At 45.0% G+C, this 15,545-nt stretch carries 14 protein-coding genes; 9 read left to right on the top strand and 5 right to left on the bottom strand.

What is annotated here, in order from left to right; all coding sequences use genetic code 11:
- Positions 1-302 precede the first annotated feature (302 nt).
- The 8 genes from DWX84_RS12175 (at position 303) to DWX84_RS12140 (ending at position 10,160) form a co-directional block, all read left to right on the top strand.
- Positions 303-1,871, top strand: coding sequence for an ATP-binding protein (locus DWX84_RS12175; protein ID WP_121961103.1), 1,569 nt, complete (start codon positions 303-305; stop codon positions 1,869-1,871).
- 15 nt (positions 1,872-1,886) lie between these two features.
- Entirely contained in the window at positions 1,887-3,662 is a 1,776-nt protein-coding gene (locus tag DWX84_RS12170; RefSeq protein WP_121961104.1) for a DUF6057 family protein, read from the top strand.
- Positions 3,659-5,128, top strand: coding sequence for a PD40 domain-containing protein (locus DWX84_RS12165; protein WP_121961105.1), 1,470 nt, complete (start codon positions 3,659-3,661; stop codon positions 5,126-5,128). Before DWX84_RS12170 ends, DWX84_RS12165 begins: the two co-directional genes overlap by 4 nt.
- 63 nt (positions 5,129-5,191) lie before the next feature.
- On the top strand, positions 5,192-6,118 hold the full coding sequence (locus DWX84_RS12160) for a Mur ligase family protein (RefSeq protein ID WP_005861318.1): 927 nt from the start codon (positions 5,192-5,194) through the stop codon (positions 6,116-6,118).
- Positions 6,115-6,663 (top strand): DUF4924 family protein, encoded by a 549-nt coding sequence (locus DWX84_RS12155; protein WP_005861320.1) that lies wholly within the window; start codon positions 6,115-6,117, stop codon positions 6,661-6,663. Before DWX84_RS12160 ends, DWX84_RS12155 begins: the two co-directional genes overlap by 4 nt.
- Positions 6,664-6,677: 14 nt before the next feature.
- Positions 6,678-7,541 carry a dTDP-4-dehydrorhamnose reductase gene (gene rfbD / locus DWX84_RS12150; protein WP_048927960.1) on the top strand — a complete coding sequence of 288 codons (864 nt, stop codon included), beginning with the start codon at positions 6,678-6,680 and terminating at the stop codon, positions 7,539-7,541.
- 29 nt (positions 7,542-7,570) lie between these two features.
- On the top strand, positions 7,571-9,151 hold the full coding sequence (locus DWX84_RS12145; protein ID WP_009018323.1) for a peptide chain release factor 3: 1,581 nt from the start codon (positions 7,571-7,573) through the stop codon (positions 9,149-9,151).
- 1 nt (position 9,152) lies between these two features.
- A complete protein-coding gene (locus tag DWX84_RS12140) occupies positions 9,153-10,160 on the top strand; it encodes an FAD:protein FMN transferase (RefSeq protein WP_048927961.1) in 1,008 nt (335 codons plus the stop codon).
- 131 nt (positions 10,161-10,291) lie between these two features.
- Here the strand turns inward: DWX84_RS12140 and DWX84_RS12135 are convergent, their stop codons facing one another.
- The 5 genes from DWX84_RS12135 to DWX84_RS12115 form a co-directional block, all read right to left on the bottom strand.
- Complete coding sequence (locus DWX84_RS12135; RefSeq protein ID WP_005866942.1) at positions 10,292-10,984, bottom strand: YjjG family noncanonical pyrimidine nucleotidase; 693 nt, start codon at positions 10,982-10,984, stop codon at positions 10,292-10,294.
- The gene (locus DWX84_RS12130) at positions 10,984-11,856 is read right to left on the bottom strand and encodes a hypothetical protein (protein WP_005861330.1); all 873 of its coding nucleotides are present in this window, start codon (positions 11,854-11,856) and stop codon (positions 10,984-10,986) included. The genes DWX84_RS12135 and DWX84_RS12130 overlap by 1 nt, the downstream gene beginning before the upstream one ends.
- A gap of 19 nt (positions 11,857-11,875) precedes the next feature.
- Positions 11,876-12,580, bottom strand: a complete 705-nt coding sequence (rsmI, locus tag DWX84_RS12125; protein WP_005861332.1) for a 16S rRNA (cytidine(1402)-2'-O)-methyltransferase — start codon at positions 12,578-12,580, stop codon at positions 11,876-11,878.
- A 9-nt stretch (positions 12,581-12,589) separates the two neighbouring features.
- Positions 12,590-13,285 (bottom strand): hypothetical protein, encoded by a 696-nt coding sequence (locus DWX84_RS12120; protein ID WP_048927962.1) that lies wholly within the window; start codon positions 13,283-13,285, stop codon positions 12,590-12,592.
- 109 nt (positions 13,286-13,394) lie between these two features.
- Positions 13,395-14,810, bottom strand: a complete 1,416-nt coding sequence (locus DWX84_RS12115) for an ATP-dependent RecD-like DNA helicase (RefSeq protein ID WP_005861336.1) — start codon at positions 14,808-14,810, stop codon at positions 13,395-13,397.
- 93 nt (positions 14,811-14,903) lie between these two features.
- Here DWX84_RS12115 and DWX84_RS12110 point away from each other — a divergent pair, with 93 nt between their 5' ends.
- Positions 14,904-15,539, top strand: coding sequence for a hypothetical protein (locus DWX84_RS12110; protein WP_005861338.1), 636 nt, complete (start codon positions 14,904-14,906; stop codon positions 15,537-15,539).
- The last annotated feature ends 6 nt before the right edge of the window (positions 15,540-15,545 follow it).

Below are 15,545 nucleotides of genomic sequence, written 5' to 3'. Positions count from 1 at the left end.
CTGTGAAGTAAATTTAGGCATAGTCACAGTAGTACTTACTTAACCGGAGAATATATACTTCATCGGGCAAGTAAGTATATATTTGTAGACGAAGTAAGTACTACTGCGTTTTCTGGCATATAATTTTGATCTGCTATTAGTTCTTATTCAAAATGGGAGGAATTGCGTTTGATCGAGCGTTTTTTCCTGCCAGTCAAGCGTATTGTCAAGGAAAGTTTTTGAGATCATATGTTCTTATCTTGTTCTGATAAAAAGGAATGTCTATCTTTGTTCATGGTAAGTATATCTAAACGATCATCGCTATGAACCAGACAATTTATCCTATCGGCATACAGAACTTCGAGAAGATCCGTAAAGACGGTTATCTCTATATTGATAAGACAGCTTTGATTTATCAGTTGGCTAAGACCGGAAGTTACTATTTCTTGAGTCGTCCACGGCGTTTCGGCAAGAGTCTCTTGCTATCTACGTTGGAGGCCTATTTCCAAGGGAAGAGGGAGCTGTTCGAGGGGTTGGCGATGGAACGGTTGGAGAAAGACTGGGAGGTATATCCGATCTTGCATTTGGACTTGAATGCTCGTCATTATAAAGATACTGCCGCTCTGACTAGTATCTTGAATGAGTTCTTGGAGAAATGGGAGGCTTTATATGGAACGGAGAAACAGGGACGTGCCTTGGAGGAGCGTTTCAGTTATGTGATAGAACAGGCTTACCGCCAGACCGGGCATCGCGTGGTGATATTGATTGACGAGTACGACAAGCCTTTGCTGCAAAACCTGCACGATGAAAAGACGCAAACGCAATTGCGGAATATGTTGAAGCCTTTCTACGGCGTGTTAAAGACGATGGATAGAGCCATTCGTTTCGCTTTGTTGACAGGGGTGACGAAGTTTGGTAAGGTAAGCGTGTTCAGCGATTTGAATAACCTTATGGATATCTCGATGGACAATCGCTACGTCGAGATATGTGGCATCACGGAGAAAGAGATACATGCCTACCTAGAAGAGGAGTTGAAGGAGCTGGCTGAGACACAGGAACTGGATTATGAGGAAACCAGCCAGAAACTCAAGGAGCGCTATGACGGATACCATTTTACCGCCAAGTCTGCGGGAATATACAATCCCTTTAGCCTATTGAATACCTTCGCCAAGATGGAGTTCGGAGATTATTGGTTCGAGACCGGTACGCCCTCTTACCTCGTTGAATTACTCAAGCATACCCATTACGACCTTTACGAGATGGCGAACACGGAGACTGATGCGGATGTGTTGAACAGTATCGATGCTGCCTCGAAAAATCCCGTTCCCGTAATCTACCAGAGTGGTTACTTGACGATCAAGGATTACGATCCTGAATTTGGTATCTACCGGCTAGGTTTCCCGAACCGGGAAGTGGAAGAAGGTTTCGTGAAATATCTCCTTCCATTTTACACGAGTGTTAGTGCGCCCAAGACCCCTTTCGAGATCGGGCAATTCGTACGAGAGATACGCTCCGGTGATTACGATGCGTTCTTCCGCCGTTTACAAAGCTTCTTCGCTGATACACCCTATGAGGTGATCGCCGGCCAGAAGCCGGAGCGTGATACGGAGTTGCATTACCGGAACGTGCTTTTTATCGTATTTAAGTTGGTTGGACTTTATACGCAGGTGGAATATCATACCTCACAAGGGCGTATTGATCTCGTTCTGAAGACCGATCGCTATATCTACGTGATGGAATTCAAGCTGAACGGCACCGCCGAGGAGGCGTTGCGTCAGATAGAGGAAAGACAGTATGCGCTTCCCTTTGCGAGTGATCCACGGCAAGTTTTTAAGATCGGCGTGAACTTCTCCTCTGTGACCCGTAACATCGAGCGATGGTTGGTGGAATAATAATCTATTAAGTATATGAACTGGAAACAAACGCTTTTCTGGTCTTTTTCGGCAGCTGCTATTTTTTATTATTTCCTGCTTTTTGGCGTGTTTGTGTTTGTCGGTCAGGAGGAGATGCAATTGTTTATACCTGAGTGGTGGTATATCCGGGAGTTCCTTTTTCAGCCGGGAGGATTTTGCGCTGTCGCCGGGCAATGGATCATTCAATACTACCGGCAGCCTATGTCGGCGGTGGTTCTCCATACGGTTTTACTCGTTGGTTGCGGGTTTATGGTCTATAGGATCTTGCGTTGTTTTTCTGACAAGACCTACCTGCTGTTCCTCTCTTTATTGCCGGTCCTGTATCTGGTTAAGATGAGTATTCATGGGGAGTATTTGGTGGACGGGACGGTTGGCGTGGTTTTGATGCTTTTAGCTTTGTCGGTCTCGCTAAAGGTGCGGCGGGCGGGTTCTATTGCCGGATACGGAATTGCCTCTACACTTTTTTTATGTGGGCTGACCGGGCTTCTTTCGGTCTGTTACGCTTTCTTATATACGCTGTTAGCCTTACTCCGCTACAAAACGTCGCGGCAAAGATTGGCCGCCGCTGCCTGCTTGATCCCAGCGCTTTTTATCTATTTGTTTAGCGGATGGTTAGGGATTCCTGTACCTTTGTCTGATGGATGGATGCCGGAAGCCTATCTGGAGATACAGCGATTACCTCATTATTATATGTATCGTGTATGGACTTTCTTTACCCTTTCGATTGTCGGTGTTGCTTTATTTGCTCGCTTTGTTCCGGTGATTGGCGAGAAGAGTAAATGGATGGATCGGGTAGCCCTTGTTGTTTGTCTGATCACGGCGCTGGTATCCATCCGGTTTTGCCTGCCGGAACCTTGGCATGCGCAACGCATGATGCTTGACGAGCTCTCTTTCTTGGCCAGGGAGAGGCAATGGGACGCCATTATTGATAAGTACCGGGGAAAGCAGATCTATAATTATGTTAGCTTAAACTATTTGAATATGTCGTTGGCCCATAAGGGAGAATTGGCCGACCGGATGTTTACTTTCGATCAGAAAGGAACGAAAAGCTTATGTGCCGATTGGAATCAGACCTTTTACATGGATCGTTTATTGAGCGATGTTCATTTTCTTGTTGGCGATGTCTCTTTGTCTGAAAGCTTTGCGATGGACGGATTTACGCAAGCCAAACGTAAAGGGAGTGCCCGCATGATGCAACGTTTCGTGCAAGTTTGTCTGATTAGGGGTGAGGTGGCGCTGGCCAAGAAATATTTGGACTTACTTGCCGCTATGCCATTCTATAAAGATTGGGCTTGCCGTTATGCTACCTATCTGGTACATCCGGAATTAATGGATAAAGATCCGGAGTTGAGTGACAAATATATGCCTGTTGAGAAAAGAGATCGACTGAGTTTGTCCGTACCTGTCGATTCCTTATGGAGTGGATACAATCTTCCGGATCATCGGATCGGTTGGGAATACCGGGGATGTTATTATTTGTTGGGTAAGAAGCTGGATGCATTTGGCCGGTTCTTGGAAGAGACACCTTTCATGAAGGGGGAACCGATACCCCGGCATTTCCAAGAAGCCGGATTGTTGTTGGCGGACAAAGACAGTATATCGCTTTCCTCCTATTCCATAGAGCCGGAGATCGTAGACCGATACCGGGAATTCAAGCAGGTTTTGGGACGATCTGCCAACCAAGTGGATGTGTCCTCGATGTATCGACAATTTGGAGATACCTATTGGTATTATTACTATTTCAAGATCTTTAAAGGAGAAGAACAATGAAGCGATTATCTATCTGTTGGATTATAGGTTGTCTTTTGGGACTTGTGGCTTGTAGACCGGAAGTTCCTGCGCAAGCGGAACAAGGAGAAACTGACGTGTTTCCGGATTACAGGGAAGTTACTGTACCGGTCAATATGGCCCCTCCCAATTTCAAGTTGGTTGATCAACAGCTACAGGGGATAACTCGGTTGAAAACTATGAATAGGGAGTTGATAATCGCAGCCGATCATGGTGTTTTCAACCTGCCGGAAACGGATTGGAAGGTCTTATCGCAGGACGCACAAGGAAAACAAATAGATGTGACGGTTTATTTTCGAGAACCTCAAAGTGATTGGAAACAAATGAGTTTCCCTATCTATGTGTCAAGAGATTCCGTTGACGCTTATTTGGTGTATCGCCGTATTTTTCCCGGATATCGGATGTGGAACGAGATGGGGATTTATCAACGATGTGTTGAAAACTATGTTGAAAAGTCTATTCTTGATAACCAATCGACAAATAATAGTTGTATGAACTGCCATGCCTTTTGTGAGCGACAAGGGGAACAAATGCTTTTTCATCAGCGGGGTTCTCATAATGGGACTTACTTGATTGATCATCGGCAGGTAAAGACGATCGCATTGGAACGGGACGGTAAGCCGGCTTCGTTCGTTTATCCGTATTGGCATCCATCCGGCCGGTATGTCGCTTTTTCTACCAATGAGACCCACCAAGACTTCCATCTTTCCGATGAGAATCGGATTGAGGTATATGACGTGGAATCGGACGTGCTGATCTATGACACGGAGAAGGAGAGGGTATTCAGTTCGCCATTATTGGCTTCCATGGCGTGTTATGAGACTTTTCCCACTTTTACTCCGGATGGTAACTATCTGCTGTTCTGTTCGGCGGATTCTGTCTGTATGCCGGAAAATTATCGGGATGTCCGGTATAACCTGCTACGAGTCGCTTTTGATCCGGAAGACGGTTCGATTGGAACCCAAGTGGATACCTTATATAATGCGAGGGAAGCGGGCCGGAGTGTTAAGTTCCCGAGAGTCTCTCCGGATGGGAAGCGGCTACTTTATACGGTGTCCGATTATGGCAATTTCTCTATTTGGCATAAGGATGCGGATTTGCATATGCTGGATCTGTCTACCGGGGCAATCGATTCTTTGCCGGAAGTGAATAGCCCGGATGTAGAGAGCTATCATTCTTGGAGCGGCAATAGTCGTTGGTTTGTTTTTTCCAGCCGCCGGGACGATGGGCTTTTCACACGCCCGTATTTGGTACATGTGGATGAGCGGGGGCAGTGCGGTAAACCCTTCTTGTTACCGCAAGCGTCTCCGGATTATTATGAATGCTCCCTGTTCTCGTTTAATGTTCCGGAATTTATACATACTCCGGTTATAATCTCGAAGGAAAGGCTGGTCGAGGCTTCACGAAAAGAAGACACTACGACCATTAAACATATCGAGGGCATCTAATTTTTCGCTTCTTTGTGCCGAAGGTATTTATAAAAGTCGTACTTTTGCGCTAAAATCAAAACGATGCGAAAAGTTCATTTGATCTCCGTAACCGAACCTTTGGTTTTAGATCTAGCCCTAGCACTTCGAGAAAAAGGATATGAGGTAAGCGCTTCCGGTTGTGGTCTGACTGAAGAGATGATAGGAAGACTTCATAACGCGGGCTGTACCTGTTATGGGGATGGGTGGTTTCCGGAGAAATTAATAAAAGATATTCACTCGGTGGTTTTGGGTGCTAAAGTAAAGCAAGATAACCCGGAATTATTGCGTGCGAAGGAATTGGGGATGTTAATCCAATCCATTCCGGAATTTATATTTCAACGGACTCGGTCGAAAACTCGGGTTGTTGTGGCGGGTAGTCGTGGAAAGAAGACAATTATTTCCATGATGGTCTGTGCGTTGCGCCGGCAAAAGTTGGCGTTCGACTATGCGTTGACTAGCAAGGTGGACTCGCTTCCGAATCGGGTACATTTGAGTTATGAGGCACGTATCGCTTTGATCGAAGGAGATGAGCATATCACCTCTGCCTTGGACAAGCGTTTCCAATTGGAATTCTATCGTCCGCATATCGCCATCCTGACGAATTTATCTTGGTCTACCGAGACGGATCATGCGACTCCGGAGGCCTATTTATCCACTTATCAATCTTTCTCCGTTTCTATTGAGCGGGAAGGGAAATTGATTTATTTTGGAGGTGATGATACTGTCAGTCAGTTGGCAGGGGACGTTCGGAGCGATATCACCGCTATCCCTTTTGAGGAACATCCGGTCGTGGAGAAAGACGGGCAGACTTTTCTGCATACTCGCTACGGAGACTATCCGGTACGGATTCCCAATCGCTATTTCTTGATCAATCTGAATGCTGCACGTTTGGCTTGCCGGCAGTTAGGCGTTAAAGACGCGGATTTTTATCAAGCGTTATCGGAATATAGTTTATCTTTGCCGATATGATAATAGCTAGACAAAAAAGAAAAGAGAATATCGCTGAATATCTGCTTTATATGTGGCAGGTTGAGGACTTGATCCGGGCGAATAAGTTCGATATGGATTCGATCAACCGCACGGTGATCGCCCATTACGACCAGCCCGAGGAGGTGAAGAAGGAAATCGCTCAATGGTACGAGGAATTGATCGAGATGATGCGTAGCGAAGGGGTGATGGAGAAAGGTCATATCCAATTGAACAAGAATGTGATTATTACTTTGACCGATTTGCATCTCCGTCTTTTGAAATCTCCGAAAGAGATGGTTTATAGCGCGGCTTATTATAAGACGCTTCCTTATATCGTACAGCTCCGGGCTAAATCGGGTGGAGAGGATCTGCCGGAGTTGGAAACTTGTTTCGCCGCCGTATATGGCTATCTGCTTTTGCGTATGCAAGGGAAAGAGGTGAGTGCGGAGACGTTAGAGGGCATTAAACAAATCAGTTCCTTCTTGGCGTTGCTCGCCGAGAAATATCGGGAAGATATGAAAGGGGAACTTAAACTAGAGGATTAATAATAGATATAGACATGAAGACAGTTTTGGTAACCGGAGCGAACGGTCAATTGGGAAGTTCTATCCACGCTCGTATCAGCCAGTATCTCGGCTATAATTTTCTTTTTACGGATATAGATACGTTGGATATTTGCGACAAGGAGGCCGTCCGGAAATATGTCTTGGAAAATGATGTTCAATATGTCATGAATTGCGCCGCTTATACAGCGGTGGATAAAGCGGAGGAGCATGAGGATTTGTGTATGCGCATCAACCGGGATGCGGTACGGAACTTAGGTGAGGCCGCTCATGCCGTAGGTGCGAAGGTGATTCATGTATCTACCGATTATGTGTTCGATGGAACGAGTTGCCGTCCTTATCTGGAAAGCGATGCGACTTGTCCTGTTTCCGTATATGGACGTACGAAACTGGCGGGAGAGCAGGCCTTGATGGAGGTGTGTCCGGATTCCGTGATTATCCGTACGGCTTGGTTGTATTCCGAGTATGGAAACAATTTTATGAAGACGGTATTGCGTTTGGGAAAGGAGCGGGATGAGTTGCGTTTCATATTCGACCAAGTGGGTACGCCTACTTATGCCGGAGATTTAGCGGTCGCTATGCTTACCGTGCTGGAACGTGCCGAGGCGGGTAAATTTATACCGGGTATCTATCATTTCTCGGACGAGGGGGTGTGTAGCTGGTATGATTTTACGGTAAAGATCTTGCAAATAGCAGGTATGAATAACCGGGTGATACCCATAGAGACCAAGGATTATCCGACACCGGCCAGTCGGCCGCATTATAGCGTATTGAATAAAGGTAAGATAAAAAGCACGTACAGACTGACGATTCCCCATTGGGAGACTAGCTTGGCCTACTGCATGAATAACAAAGTGTAACTGATAACAATATATACATATAAAATAGAATGAGCCAGTATTCAGAAGAGATTGAAAGAAGAAGAACGTTTGCCATAATCAGCCACCCGGATGCCGGTAAGACTACGCTTACCGAGAAATTATTGTTATTTGGTGGCGCTATCCATGTAGCGGGAGCGGTGAAGTCTAATAAAATCAAGAAGACTGCCACGTCCGACTGGATGGAGATTGAGAAGCAACGCGGTATCTCCGTAGCTACCTCCGTAATGGCTTTTGATTATTCCGATCATAAGATTAATATCTTGGATACACCGGGCCACCAAGATTTCGCCGAGGATACGTTCCGTACCTTGACGGCGGTGGATAGCGTTATTATCGTAATCGATATCGCCAAGGGAGTAGAGGCGCAGACTCGTAAGTTGATGGAGGTTTGCCGTATGCGTAAGACTCCGGTGATCGTTTTTGTCAATAAGATGGACCGTGATGGTAAAGATCCTTTTGATTTGCTGGATGAGATAGAAGAAGAATTACAGATAAAGGTACGCCCATTGAGCTGGCCGATCGATATGGGACAACGTTTCCGGGGCGTATACAATATTTTTGAGCAGAAACTGAACCTATATACCCCGAGTAAGCAATATGTGACGGAGAATGTGGAATTCAAGGATATCACTAGTCCGGATCTCGAGACTTATATTGATCCTACGCAAGCTGCGAAGCTTCGTGAGGATATAGAGTTGATAGAGGGGGTTTATCCCGAATTTGATGTGAATACGTATTTGGATGGGGATATCGCTCCGGTATTCTTTGGCTCCGCTCTGAATAACTTCGGTGTGAAAGAGCTATTGGATTGCTTTATTCGTATCGCTCCCTCGCCACGTCCGATCCATGCGGTAGAGCGTGTGGTAGACCCGAATGAGGATAATTTCACCGGCTTCATTTTCAAGATCCATGCGAATATGGACCCGAACCATCGCAGTTGTATCGCTTTTGTGAAGATTTGTTCCGGTCGTTTTGAGCGTAACGCGAACTATAAGCATGTACGCTTCGGTAAGATGATGCGTTTCAGTAGCCCGACGGCTTTCATGGCTCAGAAGAAAGAAGTGGTGGATGAGGCGTTCGCGGGTGATATTATCGGTTTGCCGGATACCGGGAATTTTAAGATAGGGGATACGTTGACTTCCGGAGAGGAATTGCATTTCAAGGGATTGCCGAGCTTCTCTCCCGAGATGTTCAAATATATAGAGAACGCCGATCCGATGAAGGCAAAGCAATTGAACAAAGGTATCGAGCAATTGATGGACGAGGGTGTAGCCCAGTTGTTTACCAATCAATTCAATGGCCGGAAGATTATCGGTACCGTGGGACAATTGCAGTTTGAGGTTATTCAATACCGCCTGTTGCATGAGTATGCCGCTCAATGTAAATGGGAGCCGATCAGCCTATATAAGGCTTGCTGGATCGAGAGTGATAACCAAGAGGCATTGGAGAATTTCAAGAAACGTAAGGCGCAATATATGGCGTTGGATAAGGAAGGCCGTGATGTTTATTTAGCGGATTCCGGCTATGTATTGATGATGGCCCAACAGGATTTTCCGGATATTAAGTTCCATTTTACATCAGAGTTCTAATATGAAAAGTCGATTCTCCATCCTTTGCTTACTTGTTAATATCTTGTTGATAAGTTGTGAACAGGCTCCCCAATACTATGAGGTATCCGGAAGGCTTCATACACCTTATCATATTAAGTTTGAGCATACTAAACCATTGGATAAGGAGATTGACGAGCAGTTGAAATATTTCTACCACCTGTTTAATGCTTTTGATTCTACTTCGGTAATCAGTCAGGTGAACCAGAACCGTGACATACGAGTAGATACGCTCTTCCAAAAAGTCTTTAAGAAGGCACTGGAAGTATCTGCCGAGACAAATGGGGCCTACGACGTGACTTGCGCCCCGTTGATCAACCTTTGGGGGTTTGGCTTCAGTCGGAAGGATAGCGTAACGCCTGCCCATATCGACAGTGTCCGTCAGTTTATCGGTTTTCAGAAAGTTCGTTTAGAAGGGGATCGCATCGTGAAGGACGATCCTCGCTTGATGATGAACTTTTCTTCTTTGGCGGATGGAACGGTTTGCGATATGATAGCCCAAATGCTGGAGAAGAAAGGGGTCCGTAATTATTTGGTGGAGTTTGGTGGCGAGATGCGTGTGAAAGGCGTGAATCCCTCGGGCATGGATTGGCGCTTAGGGATCACGAAGCCTACGGATGACGCTGCCGGCATGAATCAAGAACTCGAGCAGATCGTTAGCTTCCCTAAACCGTTAGGAATGGCTACATCAGGTAATTACCGTAATTTTTATATAAAGGATGGACGTAAATACGCCCATACGATCGACCCTCGTGAAGGTTGCCCTGTACAGCGGGATATCCTTAGCGCTACGATCGTCGCTCCGGATGCCATGACCGCTGATGCGTATGCTACCGCGTTTATGGTCTTAGGCTCGGAGGAGGCTAAGTCCTTATGCGCTAAAGTGCCGGGTCTTGAATATTTTATTATTTGTTCCGATTCGATAGGAGACGGGTATCATCCGGAATACTCTGAGGGCTTTCGCCGATATCTGGTGACTGCCGATAAATAATCGATTTATTTATAAGCTGTTAAGATGTTGTTCTTAGAATAGGCATTGTAAGATCTTTATGATGCCCATTCTAAGGAGCTTATAATGCCCATCGTAAGCATGCTATAATGGGCATTGTAAGAAAGGTCTGTTTATAGGATGGATTTGATCTCTTCCAGAGAGCGGACTGTATGGGTCGGGGTGAATCCATCGGCAGGTAATCCTTCCGGATTCAACCATATCTGGTCGATCTTGGATTGGTAAGCCCCAATGATATCAGCTTCCCAGCTATCCCCGATCATTAAGCTCTCGGACCGGCGTGAGTTCGTGTTCTTTAAGGCGAAGTCGAAAATACCTTTATGGGGTTTTTGTATATTAGCGTCCTCGGACAGGATCATCCGTTCGAAATAAGGGGCCAAGCCTGCGTTGCTAAGTTTCTTGAATTGTACCTCACGGAATCCATTGGATAAAATAAATAACCGATAGGAAGGGCGGAGATATTCCAGTAATTCAATGGCTCCGGGCACTAATCGGGTTTTGGTGGTCGTGCGTTGCAAGAAATCATTATTTACCGATAAGACGGTTTTCTTATCCTCTATTCCTAACGGACGAAGTACGTAGAGAAATCGATCCAAGATTAAGGTTTGCCGGTCTATTTCCCCCGAACGGTATTTGGCCCATAAGTCTAGATTATGAGGCATATAAATATCAAAGAAAGCCTCGAAGGAGGCATAATACCGATTAAAGTGGTAATCGGTATATAGCTCTTCAAGGCATTCTTTATTGTTATGGTACGTATCCCAAAGGGTATCGTCCAAATCGATAAATATACTTTTATAAATCATTATCCAACTTCGATCACTAAATACTTGCCTAGGCTCCAGAAAGCCTTCTCGTCATTTATTTTCAAGGTCAAGTTTCCGTCTTCATCCTCTACGAACTCATAAGATCCTTCCGGATGATTGGATTTTAGTTTAGCCTTGCTTGCGAACAAAGGAATTTCTTTTACCTCACGGATATCGATAGAGATGAAATAATCCTTGTTGAAACCACTCTGCAATACTTTAGATTTAGAGAACAGGCCACCACCGGATAAGATCTTCTGTTCCTTCAATTCCTTGGAAGTACCGAAACAGTAGTAAGCCGTGTGAAGGGCTTTATCTTGAGCGTTCAATTTCTCGGATTGAGCGGCTGCGGTAGTAGCCAGACTTTCCACATCCTCATTCAAGGAACTTACCATCTCGTCCAATTCTTGGATACGTACGTTCTTCTTTGCCAAATCCTCTTGCAAAGCGACAATCATCGTTGCCTTTTGATCCAGCTCGGAGGAAAGACGATCGATCGTCTTTCGTAATGCGGAAGATTGAATACCGCTTTTCTTCAATTTCTCCTCCAACTGGCTGATTTGCTCCTTGTTCTTCTTCAAGGTCTCGCTGATCAATTGCATGTTCTGCTTGATTTGATCTCTGCGTGACTGATTTAGCTCACCGCCGGTTTGTTGTTGGATTGTCAAATAATTCTCGGCATCACGTATAGATTGAAAATCAGATTCAATATCATTTAGGGTGGAGAGCATATCATTAAGCTCATCCGTGTTCTTCGTATTCTCGATACGTAGAGAATCGTTCTCAGCCTTTAGTTTCTTGTAATCCGCTGAATTTTGGCCACAAGAGGCCAGCATGGCTGTGCAGACACATACTAATAATACTTTCTTCATGTTCTTTTTGCTTGTTAAGTTAAACATCTTTTTCTGTCTCTTTGTCCTTTTTATCTTTTAAGCCTGCTAATACAATAACAATCTCACCCCTTGGTTCGTTCACGGTAAAATGCTGAATTACTTCTTCTAAGGAGCCTCGTACGGTTTCCTCGTGTAATTTGGAGATTTCCCGGGATACTGATACTTGGCGGTCCGTACCGAAAAACTCGGCGAATTGCGTCAAGGTCTTGAGCAGACGGAAAGGTGATTCATAAAAAATAATAGTCCGGTATTCCAAAGCCAATTCTTTTAGCCGGGTCTGCCTTCCTTTCTTTTGAGGGAGAAACCCCTCGAAACAGAACTTCTCATTGGGTAATCCGGACGCTACCAAGGCGGGCACGAAAGCCGTAGCTCCGGGCAGGCACTCTACGTCTACCCCTTGGCGAACACATTCCCTCACCAACATGAATCCCGGATCGGAGATGGCCGGCGTACCGGCATCGGAAACAAGGGCGATATTTTCGCCTCCCTTGATACGGGCCGCGATTTGCTCCACCGTCTTATGTTCATTGAACTTGTGGTGGGACTGCATCTTGTTCTGTATCTCGAAATGTTTCAGCAAGATGCCGGTCGTACGGGTATCCTCCGCTAAAATAAGATCTGCTTCTTTTAGCACACGGATCGCCCGGAATGTCATATCTTCCAAGTTACCAACAGGGGTTGGGACTACAGTCAATTTTGCCATATCGTATATTTATGAGAAGCGTTTTTCCAATAGCTTGATGAAATCGGCTACGGAAGCGTCTTCTATATTCCAGTTCAACACCTTGTTCAGATAAGTGACCGATTCCTCGTACGAGCAAAGATCGTTCAGGTCTGAGATCGCCTTATTCATTTTCTCCTCATTTCCTCCGAATAATTCCCTTCTGAAGCGGAAACGATCATTTAAACTGAATGCCTTACGGAAATCAGAAAGATTCTTTTTCTCCAATATATCATTCAGTGAAATACTGGATTTATCCGCTAATATAGTTTTATGTGGAATCTCTATCTCTTTCAAGGGGATTGTCTCTTGTACGATCTTTTCTTCTGGGATCTCTTTTTCGACAATTGGTTCTACTACGATAGGTTCCTCAACGACCGGTTCTTGTACCTGTACGACCTCGATCGTAGGGGATACTTCCGGAGCCGGTTGCACCTCCGGCATCTGTAAAGGTTTACTTACGGGAATAGAATCGATAAGTCGTTGATGTTCTTCCATTTGTTTACGCAAAGCCTCTAACTGAAACTCCTCCAGCGTATGAAGCTCCTTCAATACCTTGTGGGTCAACTGGAAGGTCTGGTTGAAGAAAGAGGCGGGATAAATTTCCGCGTCCCTCATTCCGGCTACCAACTTCTCCAGCTCCCTGATATCGATCAATAGATAATCTATTTTTTCCTTGTTTGCCATTTCTATATGTTTTTCAGATGCTATAAATCATCCGGACATACGTATGTTTTGCAACAAAAATAAGTATTTCTTGTCAATGTTGCCAGTTTCGATCTTAAAATATTGTAAATCATTCGACGAACTCGTCCGGTAAATTCACCAGATATAGGTGATGGGTCGCCCGGGTAAAAGCCGTGTAGAGCCACCTATAGAAATCCTCACCAAGCATTTCCTCCGTGATGTAACCGATATCGAGAAAGACGTTCATCCATTGGCCGCCTTGGGCTTTATGGCAGGTTACCGCATAAGCGTATTTTACTTGGACGACGTTGTAATGAGGATCTACCTTCATCTTTTTCATTTTTCCCGCCTTGGTAGGAATGTCCTCGTAATCTTCCAATATGGTGTAAAAGAGCTTGTCGTTTAGCTCCTTAGGGAGGGCGGGTGAGTCGGTCTGTAAAGTATCCAATAGGATTTTCAAATCGATTTCCAGATCATAATCTTGAAAACGAGCCGTGATGTCGGCAAAGCGGAAGCCATACATCTCCGTGACACGGCGTACCCGCATGACTTGAATGATCTCTCCGTTCGCTATAAAGTCCATCTCCTTGCAATTCGCTGTCCAATAATAATTGTTCTTCGCTACCATTAAACGATCGCCGGACGATAGCTCTTCTTCCCTGTATAGGATACGGTTACGTATGCCGTTATTATAAATCGTTGCTCGTTTATTCGAGCGGGAGATAATCATTGTCTCTTCCATACCGTCGCGGCTATAGGCGGAAGATATTTCCTCAATTAGCTCATCTCCATTGACTTTCGTGAAATCGGAGAAGCCTTTTAATTGTAATTTCGGAAAGATCTCGACCGTGTGGTTTCGTAGTGCGTCTCGTAGCCGGGTAGCGTTGAACAGGATTCCCGAGTCCTCGCTTTGGCGTACGACTTGAGTTAACGCTATCTCCCAAACCTGTAGGTTGTAACCCCGTAATATCTCGGGATTCAAGGCGGGACTCTCCGTTTGCATTACCGGAGGAAGCTGTGCGACATCTCCCATTAGGATAAGACGGCAGTTTTCCCCGGAATAGACATACTGGATTAAATCGTCCAACAGGCGTCCGGAACCAAAAACAAATGAATCCAACCCCTCGTTGGCGATCATAGAAGCCTCGTCGACGATAAAAAGTGTATCTTTATGTAAATTATCTGCCGGCATGAAGCCCGTCGGCTCATTGGAAAACGCCCGTTGACGATATATTTTTTTATGAATTGTATACGCTTTTTGGCCAGCGTAGCCCGAGAAAACTTTGGCTGCTCGTCCGGTTGGAGCCAACAAAAACGTTTTTTGCTTTAGTTCGTTAAGCGTTTTCACCAAAGCCCCGACCAGAGAGGTTTTTCCGGTTCCTGCGTAGCCTTTCATCAGTAGAAGGCTGTCCGGTTCCTCAGACAAGAGAAATTCGGTAAGCGTATGAAGCGCTAAAAACTGATCATCCGTCGGTTTATAGGGGAAATTTCGTTCGATTTGCTGGCTTATGTAACTATTTATCATTTTGATCGCAATAATTTTCGCGATAAAGGTAGTGTATTAAATATTCTTTTTTAAATTTGCCGAACGAAATAAATTCAAAAAACAATACAAACCATGAAAGTTACATTAAAGATTTTATTAGCTGCCGCAGTTGTACTGCTAGTTTACATGTGCTACAAGAGCGTCACTGGTCCGATTGAGTATGATGATCAGAAGACTATTCGTGACAATGCGATCATCGCCCGTTTGATTGAAATCCGTAAGGCTCAGATCGAATACAAGAACATGTATAAGACTCATGCCGGAAGTTTCGACGATTTGGAGAAATTCTTGAATACGGATAAGTTGCCGTTCTTGATCAAGGAAGGTGTATTGACGGATGAGCAGTTGGAGAAAGGTATGACAGAAGCAGAGGCTGTTAAGAAAGGTTTAATCAGACGTGATACCATGTGGGTATTGGCGAAAGATACTTTGCTGGGTAAGAACTATGATGTAGCGGCTATGCGTTATGTTCCGGCCGTTCCGGGTGAAAAGATTACTTTCAAGATGGATACGGCTACGTTGAAATCTGGTTCTGGTTATGAGATCAAAGTATTCGCTTGTGAGGTTCCTTACAAAGAATATTTGCGTGACATGGATGCTCAGTTGACTTATAACTTGATCGACAAGGCAGAGAAACAAGGTAAGTTCCCGGGATTGCGCGTAGGTTCTTTGGAAGAAATTAATAACAACGCAGGTAACTGGGAATAATCAGCG

The organism is Parabacteroides sp. AF21-43 (genome assembly GCF_003635435.1).
GTDB lineage: Bacteria > Bacteroidota > Bacteroidia > Bacteroidales > Tannerellaceae > Parabacteroides > Parabacteroides distasonis.
The sequence above is the reverse complement of the archived record's forward strand: the minus strand, read 5'-3'. Positions and strand labels throughout refer to the sequence as shown.